The organism is Romboutsia sp. CE17, assembly GCF_012317385.1.
In the GTDB taxonomy this organism is placed as follows: domain Bacteria; phylum Bacillota; class Clostridia; order Peptostreptococcales; family Peptostreptococcaceae; genus Romboutsia_E.
In genome coordinates this window covers 1329096-1342463 of the sequence record NZ_CP051144.1, presented here as the reverse complement: position 1 = coordinate 1342463, position 13368 = coordinate 1329096, and the positions used below count along the sequence as shown (strand labels likewise).

General features: G+C 25.0%; 11 protein-coding genes and 1 CRISPR repeat array. Of the genes, 9 read left to right on the top strand and 2 right to left on the bottom strand.

The genetic code is table 11. From position 1 onward, the window contains the following. The first annotated feature begins 108 nt into the window (after window positions 1–108). From cas9 to HF520_RS06385, 6 genes are all read left to right on the top strand, one after another. Window positions 109–4062, top strand: a complete 3954-nt coding sequence (cas9, locus tag HF520_RS06410) for a type II CRISPR RNA-guided endonuclease Cas9 (RefSeq protein WP_168573229.1) — start codon at window positions 109–111, stop codon at window positions 4060–4062. Window positions 4063–4065: 3 nt separating this feature from the next. Further along, complete coding sequence (gene cas1, locus HF520_RS06405; protein WP_168573228.1) at window positions 4066–4935, top strand: type II CRISPR-associated endonuclease Cas1; 870 nt, start codon at window positions 4066–4068, stop codon at window positions 4933–4935. After that, on the top strand, window positions 4932–5252 hold the full coding sequence (gene cas2 / locus HF520_RS06400; RefSeq protein ID WP_243155213.1) for a CRISPR-associated endonuclease Cas2: 321 nt from the start codon (window positions 4932–4934) through the stop codon (window positions 5250–5252). The genes cas1 and cas2 overlap by 4 nt, the downstream gene beginning before the upstream one ends. Further along, window positions 5249–5944, top strand: coding sequence for a type II-A CRISPR-associated protein Csn2 (gene csn2, locus HF520_RS06395; RefSeq protein ID WP_168573227.1), 696 nt, complete (start codon window positions 5249–5251; stop codon window positions 5942–5944). Before cas2 ends, csn2 begins: the two co-directional genes overlap by 4 nt. 95 nt (window positions 5945–6039) lie before the next feature. Then, window positions 6040–6801: direct repeats of the CRISPR family, unit length 36 nt; unit sequence GTTTTAGAGTTATGTTATTTTAGATGGTATTAAAAC. 356 nt (window positions 6802–7157) lie between these two features. Next, window positions 7158–7580, top strand: coding sequence for a DUF3997 domain-containing protein (locus tag HF520_RS06390; RefSeq protein WP_168573226.1), 423 nt, complete (start codon window positions 7158–7160; stop codon window positions 7578–7580). Window positions 7581–8081: 501 nt separating this feature from the next. Then, a complete protein-coding gene (locus HF520_RS06385; RefSeq protein WP_243155212.1) occupies window positions 8082–8606 on the top strand; it encodes a hypothetical protein in 525 nt (174 codons plus the stop codon). Window positions 8607–8862: 256 nt separating this feature from the next. Here the strand turns inward: HF520_RS06385 and HF520_RS06380 are convergent, their stop codons facing one another. Next, window positions 8863–9096, bottom strand: coding sequence for a hypothetical protein (locus tag HF520_RS06380; RefSeq protein ID WP_168573225.1), 234 nt, complete (start codon window positions 9094–9096; stop codon window positions 8863–8865). A 76-nt stretch (window positions 9097–9172) separates the two neighbouring features. On the opposite strand from HF520_RS06380, the gene HF520_RS06375 reads away from it, so the two are divergent. Then, a complete protein-coding gene (locus tag HF520_RS06375; RefSeq protein ID WP_168573224.1) occupies window positions 9173–9724 on the top strand; it encodes a YcxB family protein in 552 nt (183 codons plus the stop codon). Window positions 9725–9933: 209 nt separating this feature from the next. On the opposite strand, the gene HF520_RS06370 is transcribed toward HF520_RS06375, so the two are convergent. Next, window positions 9934–10413: a hypothetical protein gene (locus tag HF520_RS06370; RefSeq protein WP_168573223.1), complete on the bottom strand. Its 480-nt coding sequence runs from the start codon at window positions 10411–10413 to the stop codon at window positions 9934–9936. A 236-nt stretch (window positions 10414–10649) separates the two neighbouring features. Here HF520_RS06370 and HF520_RS06365 point away from each other — a divergent pair, with 236 nt between their 5' ends. Together HF520_RS06365 and HF520_RS06360 are read left to right on the top strand one after the other, a co-directional pair. Next, window positions 10650–12143, top strand: a complete 1494-nt coding sequence (locus HF520_RS06365; RefSeq protein ID WP_168573222.1) for a class I SAM-dependent DNA methyltransferase — start codon at window positions 10650–10652, stop codon at window positions 12141–12143. Further along, window positions 12133–13356, top strand: a complete 1224-nt coding sequence (locus tag HF520_RS06360; RefSeq protein ID WP_168573221.1) for a restriction endonuclease subunit S — start codon at window positions 12133–12135, stop codon at window positions 13354–13356. The genes HF520_RS06365 and HF520_RS06360 overlap by 11 nt, the downstream gene beginning before the upstream one ends. Window positions 13357–13368 lie beyond the last annotated feature (12 nt).

Genomic DNA, 13368 nt, shown 5'->3' with positions numbered 1-13368 from the left:
TAAAAAGACAATTAGTCTAAAGACTTATTTTAACTTTGTTATGTTATTTTAGATGGTATTAACATCTATTAATAGTATATTATTTTTAAACAGGGAGCGCAAGGGAAAATGAATAAAAACTATAATATAGGGTTAGATATAGGCACACATTCAGTTGGATGGGCAGTAACAGATGAAAATTATAATATATTAAAATTTAAAAAACAAAATATGTGGGGAGTACGTCTTTTTGATGAAGGTCAAACCGCAGAAATTAGAAGAACTAATAGAAGTACAAGAAGAAGGCTTAATAGGAGAAGAGAAAGAATAGCATTATTACAAATGTTATTAGGAAAAGAAATAGAAAAAGTAGATAAAACATTCTTTATACGACTAAAAGAGTCTTTTTTACATATAGATGAAAGACAAGATAAAATTAACAAGTCAAATTTATTTGTAGGAAAAAATTTTTCAGATAAAGATTATTATAAACAGTATCCTACAATATATCATTTAAGAAAAGAGCTTATAGAAAATACAGAAAAAAAAGATATAAGATTAGTATATCTTGCACTTCATCACATAATTAAGTATAGAGGAAATTTTTTATATGAAGGACAAAACTTTGAAAATATTACAGGAGATATAAAAGAAACTATTCAAGAATTAATAGATGAAGTAAATAGATTAGAAATAGCAGATATAAAGCTATCTATAACAAAAATACAAGATATAATATCTGATAAAAATATTAGTAGGACAAAAAAAGTAGATTTATTAATTAATGGTGATAAGATATCTAAAAATCAGTTAAAAAATATATTTAATGGAATAGTTGGTTTAAAAATAGATTTAAGTAAAATATTTAAAGATATAGTTTTTGATGAAGAGATTAGTTTTAAATTTTCAGATGATGATATAGATGAAAAGTTAGATAAAGCAGAAGATATATTAGGAGATGATTATATTCTACTTGAAATAATGCAAAAAATATATAGTTGGTCAGTAATGGGAAGTATATTAAGTGGTCAAACTTATATATCTTTTGCAAAGGTAGAGTCATTTGAAAAATATAAAAAAGAATTAAAAATGCTGAAAGAAATAATATCTCACTATGATTATGAACTATATAGGGAAATATTCAAGTCAAACATAGAAGGGATAAACTACATAACTTATATAAAAGATAAAAATAAAAGTATAAAAAATAAGACAGTAAGAGAACTTTTCTATAATAAAATCAAACAAGCTATAGAAAGCTATTTAGATGATCAATATATGATGTCAGAAAAAGAGTATATATTAAAAGAAATTGAAAATGATAATTTTCTAATAATACAAAATACTAAAGATAATTCAGCAATACCATATCAATTAAATGAACGAGAGCTAATAAAAATACTTGAAAATCAAGGAAAGTATTATAAAGATATATTAGAAAATAAAGATAAAATATTAAAACTTTTAAACTTTAGAGTACCATATTATGTAGGTCCATTAAACCATAAAAGTAAATTTGCCTGGGTTCAAAAAATAAAAGGCATGGAAAATGAGAAAATATATCCTTGGAATATGGATCAAATAGTAGATATAGATGCATCAGCAGAAAAATTTATAAAAAGAATGACTAACAAATGTACTTACTTAATAAACGAAGATGTTATTCCTAGAAATTCTTTATTATTTGCTGATTATATGTACTACAATGAAATAAATAAGATTAGAATTAATGGTAAAAAAATAGATAAAGAACTTAAAGAAGATTTAAGAGAAAAGGTGTTTTTAAAGAAAAAAACTGTATCTGAAAAAGATATAGCAAATTGGTATGAAAATAATTATCAAAACACAAACAATGAATGTAAGGTAGAGGGATTACAAGGCGATAAAAAAGCTGCATCATCTTTAGCACCGTATATAGACTTTATAAACATATTTGGTGAAGTAAATCGTTTTAATAGAGAAAAAATAGAAAAAATTATAGAGTGGATAACTGTATTTGAAGATAAAAATACATTAAAAAGTAAAATAGATAAGGTATATCCTGATATATCAAATGATAAAGAGAAAATAAATAAAATACTAAAATTAAAATATAAAGGATGGTCTAGATTTTCTAAAAAACTACTAGATGAAATATATACAATAGATTCAACACAAAAAAAATCAACTATAATAGATATTTTAAGAGATACAGATTTAAATTTCATGCAAATCATAAATAATAAAACGTATGGTTTTGATAAAAAAATAATGGATGAAAATAAGTTAGATTTTAGCAATAAAATAACTTATGATAACTTAGTAAAAGATTTGCAAGGATCACCAAAGATTAAAAGAGGTATATGGCAAAGTATAAAACTAATTGAAGAAATAGTTAAAATAATGAGGGGATATCCTAAAAATATATTTATAGAATTTGCAAGAGAGGATGCAGAATCTAAAAGAACTAACACAAAGAAAAATAAACTGGAAAAGCTATATGCAGATCTAGGTAAAGTAGATAGTTCATATATACATGCAGATGCTAAGAAATTATTAAAAAATAAAAATACGACTATAGACAATAAAAGAAAACAATTATATTTTATGCAACTTGGAAAATGTATGTATACTGGAGAACCATTAAATTTTGATCAACTTCATCTATATGAAATAGATCATATTATATATCAATCTTTAGTAAAAGATAATAGCATAGATAACATGGTATTAGTTAAAAAGGAAGAAAATCAAAATAGATCGAATAAAGTAATGCCTGCTAATTTTGTTTCAGATGATATAAAAACTTGGTGGAAATACTTAAAAGATAAAAATCTAATAAGTAGTAAGAAATATAACAACTTAATGAAACGTGAGCTAAATCAATATGAAGAACAAGGGTTTATAAATAGGCAACTAGTTGAAACTAGACAGATATCAAAACATGTAACAAATATATTGATAAACTGTTATGAAAAAGAAGGAACAAAAATAGTACCGATCAAAGCTAATTTAGTAGATGATTTTAGAAAGCAGTTTGACATATATAAAAATAGAGAAATAAATGACTATCACCATGCTAAAGATGCTTTTATTGTAAGTGTAATAGGAAATTATATATTAAATAGATTTCCAAGTTTAGAAAAAGAAGTTGTGTATGGTGAATATAAAAAGTATAAGTTTTCTAATAACAATAGAACAAATAAATATGGGTTTATTATAGGTTCAATGAATAATACTTTTAAAAAAAATGGTAAGGAAATTTGGGTAGAAAATAAATCTATAAATAAAATAAAGAAACAATTAAATTATAAAGATTGCAGTATTACAAAGAGAGTTTGTGAAAATAAAGGAGAATTATTTAACGTTACTATTTACCCAAAGTTAGATGGTAGTAAAATAGTAAAAAATCCTATTCCTATAAAATCTAATTTAGATGTCAGTAAATATGGATATTATACTAGTGAAAATATTGCATATTCATCAATAATAGAATACAAAAAAGACAACAAAAGAGTTAAAGCTTTAATTGGAGTTCCTATAAGATATAGTAATGGCATAGGTAATTCAAAAGAAAAGCTAAAAGAGTATTTTGAAAAAGTACAAAACTTAGAAGATGTAAATATAATTAAAGGAAAAATATTTAAATATCAGTTATTTAAAAATGAAAAAGGAATTTTTTACTTAGCATCACCTAGTGAATGGCACAATGCAAAACAGCTCTTATTAGATAGTAAATCAGAAGAAATAATTTATAAGATGACTAGTGAGAAATATAATAAAGAAGTTCAAGAGGAACAGTTAATATACGTATACGACAGTATTATAGAAAAGATAGAATCTCATTACTATATATACTCTAACATAGTAAAAAAAATAAAAAATAAAAGGGATATGTTTATAAATTTTTCTATGGATGATAAAGTTAAACTAATCAAAGAATTATTAAAACTAACTAAAGCTAATGCTCAAAAGGGAGATATGAGATTAATTAAAGAGTCAAAAGAACTTGGAAAATTAAATAATAGAAATATGAATATAGAAGATACTACATTTATATATCCATCAATAACAGGGCTTTTTGTAAGAGAGGAAAGATACTAAGTTATGAGTTGGAGAACTATAGTAATATCTAATAAATGTAAATTAAGTTATAAAAATAACTATATGATAGTAAGAAATGAAAATTTAAATATGGTACATTTATCAGAAATAAATACAATAGTAATAGATACAACACTTGTATCTATTACTAGCACTTTGATGTGTGAATTGATGGATAGAAAGATAAAGGTAGTATTTTGTGATGAAAGACATAATCCTAAAGGGGAATTGGTACAGTATTATGGATCGCATAATACTAGTAAAAAAATAATGACACAAATAAAATGGGCAGATAATATAAAAGATGAAGTTTGGACACAGGTAATAAAACATAAAATAAATAATCAAAGCTATATATTAAAAAAACATGGAAAAGAAAACTGGGATAAATTATTAGAATATTCACAGCAAGTTGAATTTGGTGATAGAACCAACAGAGAAGGGCATAGTGCAAAGGTTTATTTTAATAGTTTATTTGGGACAGACTTTAATAGAGATAGTAGCTGTGATATAAATTCAGCTTTAGATTATGGCTACTCTATTTTATTATCTAGTTTTAATAAGGAAATAGTAGCTAATGGATATTTAACTCAACTTGGTATACATCATAAAAATGAATTTAATTATTTCAATTTATCATCAGATTTAATGGAGCCATTTAGACCAGTAGTTGATGATGTTGTCTATATGAATAGAAAATGCTATTTTGATAAAGATTTTAAGCTTAAATTAGTTGATATACTAAATATTAAGGTAAAAATAAATAATGGAAACTACTACTTATCAAATGCTATATCACTATATCTGAATAGTATTATAAAGGCATTAGAATCTAATGATATAGAACAGATTTTAAAGGTGGAGGTGCTATGAGTTACAGGTATATGAGAGTTATTGTATTTTTTGATTTGCCAAGTACAACTTATGAGGAACGTAAAAGCTATACTAAATTTAGGAAATTTTTACTTAATGAAGGTTTTATAATGATGCAAGAATCTGTTTATAGTAAAATAGCATTAAACTCTACTACAGCAAAGCTTATACAAGATAGAGTAAGAAAGCATAAAGCACCTAATGGCATTATACAAATGATGGTTATTACAGAAAAACAGTTTGCAGGTATAGAATATGTTGTAGGAAATAGTCAAAATAAGGTATTGGACAATACTAATAGGTTGGTGGTATTTTGATTACTTTGAGGTTTGCAGGTTTTGAAAATTTAATTGTATTTGATGAAAGGTATATAAATGTACTAGAAATTTCAGAAAAAGAGCTATTTAAAAAGATTACATACATAGTAAACAAGTATAGCAAAAATATAGAGGAAGGTAACGAGATAGTCTTATTAGAAAATGATAATAGATTAGAAATATCTAAAAATATATTGGTAGTAAATGATTTTTATAATATTGATATAAATTCTAATAAAATCATAAAATCTTTATACAAGGAGATAGAAATACAGTATAATTATGAGCATGGAGAAGAAAACTTACTTATTAATTTAGAGAACATATTTAGAAACTTACATGAAACTTTATCTTTTTATGATTTTGAGTTAGAATATAAAAGAGAGATAAAGATATCAGAGCTACTCAAATGTATAGGACTTAAGTTTAATGAATATTACTATGATAATCCATTAGATAATTTAATTTGCTTATTTGATTTAGTATCATTATTTAAATTATATAAAGTTATAGCTTTAATCAATGTAAAATCATTTTTTAGTGATGAGGAAATAATAGAAATATATAAATCAGCATTACATAGAGATATAAAATTATTATTAATTGATTATAGTGATGAAAGTGAATTACTTGAATATGAGAGTAAACTATATATAGATACTGACTTTGATGAATTTGTATTAAAAAAATAAAAATATTGTCTATTATAGCAGGGATTTGTTATGTGTCTTTTCTATAAATCTAGTTTGATTGCATTATAAAATAAATTAATGTATATTAAGTTTGAGTTTTAGAGTTATGTTATTTTAGATGGTATTAAAACTAACTATATCTATTCTTGATTATGAATTACGTTTTAGAGTTATGTTATTTTAGATGGTATTAAAACTTTAGTATAGATAATGAATCTATGACTGTAGTTTTAGAGTTATGTTATTTTAGATGGTATTAAAACAAATTCATTTAATTAATATAAAAGGAGATTGTTTTAGAGTTATGTTATTTTAGATGGTATTAAAACATTCAAGCGGTAATATTAATGGAAGGGTTAGTTTTAGAGTTATGTTATTTTAGATGGTATTAAAACCTATGAAAACAGGAATGCCGTTTAGTCACGGTTTTAGAGTTATGTTATTTTAGATGGTATTAAAACGCGTTAAAGTATAATCCATTATAGTTTGGAGTTTTAGAGTTATGTTATTTTAGATGGTATTAAAACAAAGCTAAGCATAAAGAAAAAGAAGCAATAGTTTTAGAGTTATGTTATTTTAGATGGTATTAAAACTAGCGTTTTCAGTAAGTGAAGGGGTTTCTTGTTTTAGAGTTATGTTATTTTAGATGGTATTAAAACTTGGTCTTTTAAAATACCATAGGTACTATTGTTTTAGAGTTATGTTATTTTAGATGGTATTAAAACATGGAGCAGCCGCAACAACTACTCCACTTAGTTTTAGAGTTATGTTATTTTAGATGGTATTAAAACTAGGTAATTTTATGATTCAGTTATATTTTGGTTTTAGAGTTATGTTATTTTAAATAGTATTAAAAATGTAAAAAATGATTATAAAGATCGTTATAATGTTTTATAATTCTATTAAAGATAGAAAATTAAATTTTAGTATAATAAGTAAAAATTTTTTGAAGATAAGGGAGTCATATTTACTGACTCCCTATTTCATACTTATTATATTTTGAGGTAATTCATCACTAACCAGATATTTTAGCATAGACTTATAAGCAGTTATAAGAATTACTACCGAGTAGATAATAAATTGTTTTGCAAATGATTATCTAATTATCTAGAGTAACTTAGTGTATACTTATCGTGTAGATTATAATATACATAGATCAATATGTGTAAAGTCACTGATAAATTAACTAATCAAATAAAGGGGGAAGAATATAATGAAGAAACTTATATGTATTTTAAATATCGCTTTATTAATGTTAACAATAACTGGATGTGCAGGAGCATCAGATTATGAAATAAAATTAATAAATGATTACCATGCTGTTAGAATGTCTGCTAATAATGTAAAGATATTCAAAGAAGATACTAAAGATACAACAGGAAAAGCTCCTATAATACCTCCATATTATGAGGATAAAGAAGATGAGTATAACTCAGAGTCAGTAGAAAAAATAGGACAAGATAATAGGTATATATTAGCTAAGACTAATAAAGATATGTACTATATATTAGATACAGAAAAAGAAACATTATTAGAGTATCTTTCAGAGTCAGAGTTTGAAAAATATAAAAAAGAATTAAACATAGTTAATGATATAGAGCTTAAAAGTTTGGATGAATATGAAAAAATAAGATAAAAATATAGTATTGATTATACTTGCAAAATAGAAATATCACATCACTAAAATGAAAGAATAGAACATCATTACTGGGATTATAACTATATAAAATATGTTTGAGATTATTAATCATAGGTATTTTAATAATTTACCAGTTATTGTTAGTTGTGAGAAGGGAATTGGTGAGATTTTGAGTGTTGATGAGGGGGTTGGGAGTAGGTTGGTTGAGATGTGTAAGGGGAGTACTGTTGAGATTAGGGGGAAGAGGCTTAATTATAGGGTGTATGGGTGACTTCTTTGATAATAAAATATGCAAAGAGGCTACTTTTTAATGGTATATCTATAAAGTATATAAATAATTACTTAGCTTAGTTTAAATTTCTTCAATTAAGTTGTTTTGTCATTAGAAAATAAATATTATGTATAATATAATCATAGTTCGAAATTGTTATATAATGAGAAGTAATGACATTATTAATATCGTATAGATGAATAGGGGTTATTAAAGGAGATATAAATATGAATATATATAAAGAATATCAAAAACTTAAACTTGATAAGTCATATATAGGACTAGAAGAAGGTGATACAGAAGGCGGATATTTTTGTACGCCTATTGGAGCTAAAGTTATTGGATGGGAAAGTGGAGGCATTCATTATTGCTTTATAAATGGATTTGATGAAATAGTTTTTGCCGTTAATCCAAATGGATTAATTGATGATAATGGTGAAGAGAAGAATGTATATCCTTTAGCAGAAAATTTTAAAATATTTCTTCAATTAATTTTAGCTACAAATGGTGTTACAGCTATTGAACAAATTATTTGTTTTAGTAAAGAAAAGTTTGAAGAATTTATTGTATCAGATGATAATGCTATACTTCCTGAACAACAAGAAGTTTTAAATGATTTACAAGAAAAATTAAATTTAATTCCGTTTGAAACTCCTTATGAATATGTAAAAAAACTACAATCCGAATTTGATTATTCACAAATTAAATTTACAAGTGAGTATTATGATGCTTTAGGTATAGATATACCGTAGATTGATAAATTTCAATTTATTGAATAGAGTTGATACATAATTTCAATATATTACGAACAAAATATAGAAAAATAACCACACCGTAGCCTAAAAATACTAAAGTGTGGTTATTTTTATCTTATAATTATCACGAAATAAGCTAACATAGTCTAGATAATAATTTACTGGACTTTATTACTGTGACAAATATTGTTATGTATTTTATTGTACAATATAGGTATATTAATTCTCACTATATATTTTATTATTTTATAAGTTAGCTTTTTATTAAATCATTATATCCAGTTACTAGTAGCCCAATAGCTATAATTACATATACTAATGCTATATATCTTGCAATTTTTAATCTCTTCTTAGAATCATTTTGCAACATCTTTACTTGATCAATTGAATAAATTAAACTAAATTCTTCTTTAACTCCAATTAAGTACGCCATTCTAAGAAAATACACAAAATAGCAAACTAAAACTATAAAAACAGTATAATTCACCAAAAATCCCCTCCTATATATTCCAATATATGGTATTATTTAATTAAAATCAATAAAAATAAAGAAGGAGTTTTTTATGATTATATATTATAGTAATACAAAAGAAGATTATATTGAGATAAATAAGTTTATTATGAAAAATAAAATATATAAATTTGTATTTGATAAGAAAGAGTTGTATAAATGTCATATGACACATTATTTTGGTTATGCTCGATATTTAGCATTTTTATATTGTGTAATCGGATTGCTATATACATATATAATATATAAAGACTTTTCATATGTATATAACTATATATTACCTAGCTTATTTACTGGATTAGCTGGATATTTACTAATAGATAGCATTTTAGCTATAAACTTAAATAAATCCTTAAATAAACTGATAAAGCAAAAACCTTATATTTTAGGGAAGAAATCTATAACAATAGAAGATGATTATTTAATATTTTCTAATAATTCAAATGAAGATATAAAAGTTAATTTAAATGATATATGTAAAATTGTTAAAAATGAGTATAATATTTATATTTTTTTTAATGGATATAAATATTTTCAAGTTATTCCTTACTCAGCATTTAAAGATATAGACGAAAGAAAACAATTTTTAGAAATATTAGGATGATTTTAAATTACATTCATCTAAAAAAGTCATTATTAAACTTTTAGTATGTGATTAATGAAATTACTTGTAATTGGAAGATACTTGAATATCATATAAAGTATATATTAGCATACGATTTTAATATATTAAGAACTAATGTATAAAAAATGATTAGAGCTATTTATAGAATATATCAATAGTTCTAATCATTTTTTATTAATTTAATATTTTTATTTGAAAAATTTACCATATGGTCTAAATTGATTTAATTCTTCAATTACTTCATCCAAAGGATTTTCAGTTTTTTCAATATCATCACCAATAAACTTTGATAAACAATTAAATAAAAATTCTCCAACTCCATCCATTCTAAAACTAGATAAAGTATATCCATCTATACTTTCTAAGATAATGACTATTAGCTTTCCAGTACTTATTTTATATTCATAAGAAGAATAATCTACACCCTCAATATTTTTATTCAAATGCTCTATAGTTATATTAATTTCTGACTTTTCATCTTCACTTAATAGGGATTGAATAAAATCTGAGTCATCTATTTTATATATAATTGGATTATTACCTAATTCAATAGTAGATATATTGCTACCTAAATTTAAAAATTCTTCTATAGAAATTTCATGTGCTTTAAATTCATCTACTAAACATTTTGAAATATCTTTTATTTTACACTTGCTCTCTATATCCATTCCAAATTACCCCCTTATATTTTAGTATATATTTATATAATAATATATTAGAGTATTTCAATATATCCTTTTTAATATATTTATAATTATAAAGTTTACCTTCTATACGGACAGGTATTTATATATTGCTAGCTGTGAGAAGTTTGTTAGTGAGATCTTTGATGTATATATTATTTATTATAAAATTTAATAAAATTTGTTATAATTTATATATAAAGTAAAAAGGATGTGGAAAAATGGCAACAATAGGATTTGAAGAAAAGTTATGGGCAAGTGCCGATAAATTAAGAAATAATATGGATGCAGCAGAATACAAACACGTAGTATTAGGATTAATATTTTTAAAATACGTTTCAGATACATTCATGGAAAAATACAATGAATTACTTAAGGAAGATGAAGAGTTTGCAGAAGATATAGATGCTTACTTAGCAGAAGGAGTATTCTGGGTACCAGAAATAGCTCGTTGGGAATACATAGCAAAACATTCAAAGCAAGCAGAAATAGGACAAGTAGTAGATAATGCACTAGATGCAATAGAAAAAGAAAATGACTCACTAAGAGGAGTATTACCTAAAAATTATTCTAGACCAGAGTTAGATAAGAGAATACTAGGAGAAATAATAGACTTATTCACTAATATAAATGTAGGTGGAAAAGAAGGAAAAGAAAAAGATGTATTAGGTAGAGTTTATGAATATTTCCTAGGAAAATTTGCAGCTAATGAGGGAAAAGGTGGAGGAGAATTCTATACACCAAAATCAATAGTTACACTTATGGTAGAAATGATAGAACCATACAAAGGATATGTATATGACCCTGCTTGTGGAAGTGGAGGTATGTTTGTTCAATCACTTAAATTCGTAGAAGAACATAGTGGAAGTGCTTTTGATATAAGTGTATATGGGCAAGAATCAAACCCTACTACATGGAAATTAGCAAAAATGAACTTAGCTATTAGAGGAATTGAGAATAATTTAGGAAGTAAAAATGCAGATACATTCCATGAAGATTTACATAAGAACTTAAAAGCTGATTTTATATTAGCAAACCCACCATTTAACCAAAGTGATTGGGGACAACCATTACTTGTAGATGATGCTAGATGGAAATGGGGAACACCTCCAGCTGGAAATGCTAACTATGGTTGGATTGAGCATATGCTAGATAAGTTAAGTCAAAAAGGTAAGGCAGGAGTTGTACTTGCTAATGGATCACTTTCTTCTAATACTTCTAATGAAGGTGAGATAAGAAGAAAAATATTAGAAGATGATTTAGTAGATTGTATAGTAGCACTTCCTGATAAGTTATTCTATACTACTGGAATTCCTGTGTGTATATGGTTCTTTAATAGAGATAAAAAACATAAGGGACAAACTTTATTTATAGATGCTCGTAAGATGGGTGAGATGGTAAGTAGAAGGCTAAGAGAGTTAAGTGATGAGGATATTAAAAAAATAGCGAATACTTATATTTCTTGGCAAAATGAAGAAAATTATGAAGATATTCAAGGATTCTGTAAGGTAGCAAGTATTGATGAGATAAGAGAGCATGATTTTATTCTTACTCCTGGTAGATATGTTGGAATTGAGGAAGTAGAAGATGATGGTGAGCCTTTTGAGGAGAAGATGGAAAGACTTACTAGTACTTTAGCGATGCAGTTTGAGAAGTCTAGAGAGCTTGAGGATGAGATAAGAAGACAACTTGGAGGAATAGGATATGAGTTGTAAAATAAAAGATTTATGTATAAAAATAGGAAGTGGAGGAACTCCATCTAGAAAAAATAAATCTTATTATGAATGTGGTAGTGTAAAATGGTTAAAAACTAAAGAGTTAAACGATACGATAATTTATGATACAGAAGAAAAGATAACAGAAGAAGCATTGAGCAAATCATCTGCAAAAATATTCCCTAAAAACACTGTTGTTATGGCTATGTATGGTGCTACAGTGGGTAAATTAGGTATATTAGGAGATGATATATCAACAAATCAAGCTTGTTGCAATATGGTTTTAAATGAAAAAGTATGTAATTATAAGTTTTTATACTATTCTTTAATATATAATAGAGAAAACCTAATTAACCTAGCTAATGGTGCAGCCCAACAAAATCTTAATGTTGGAATAATTGGTAATTATGAAATAGACCGCCCTGATTTAGAAGAACAAGAAAAGATAGCTAATATCTTATCTTCTTTAGATGATAAGATTGAGTTAAATAATGAGATGAACAAGACTTTAGAAGAAATGGCTCAGGCTCTTTTTAAGAGATGGTTTGTTGATTTTGAGTTTCCTAATGAGAATGGAGAACCTTATAAGTCTAGTGATGGTGAGATGGTTGAAAGTGAGCTTGGGATGATTCCTAAGGGATGGGAAGTAAGTTGTATATATGACTTAGCAGAATATATAAATGGAACGTCATTTAAAGCTAAAGATTATTCAGATAGTGGATTGCCTATAATAAAAATAGCAGAATTAAAAAATGGAATAACTGAAGGAACTAAATTTTTTGCTGGTGAAAAAGATAATAAATTTTATCTGAAAAATAAAGATATATTATTTTCATGGTCTGGAAATCCAGATACATCAATAGATACATTTATATGGTATAAAGGTGATGCAATTTTAAATCAACATATATTTAAAGTTATACCGAAGATAGAAGACGGATATTCATTTATTTATTTAATGTTAAAACACTTAAAAACTACATTTACTAATATAGCAAGAAATAAGCAAACTACAGGTTTAGGTCATGTTACAGTTAAGGATTTAAAAGAATTAAAGATATCTATAAATTATGAAAGAATAAAAGATTTTGCTAAAATAGCGAAGCCTATAGTTGATAAAATTATTGAAAATAATAATAATACAGAGTTAATTACCAATATAAGAGATAATCTACTTCCAAAACTTATGAGTGGAGAAATAAGAGTAAAATAAATTTATTATTAA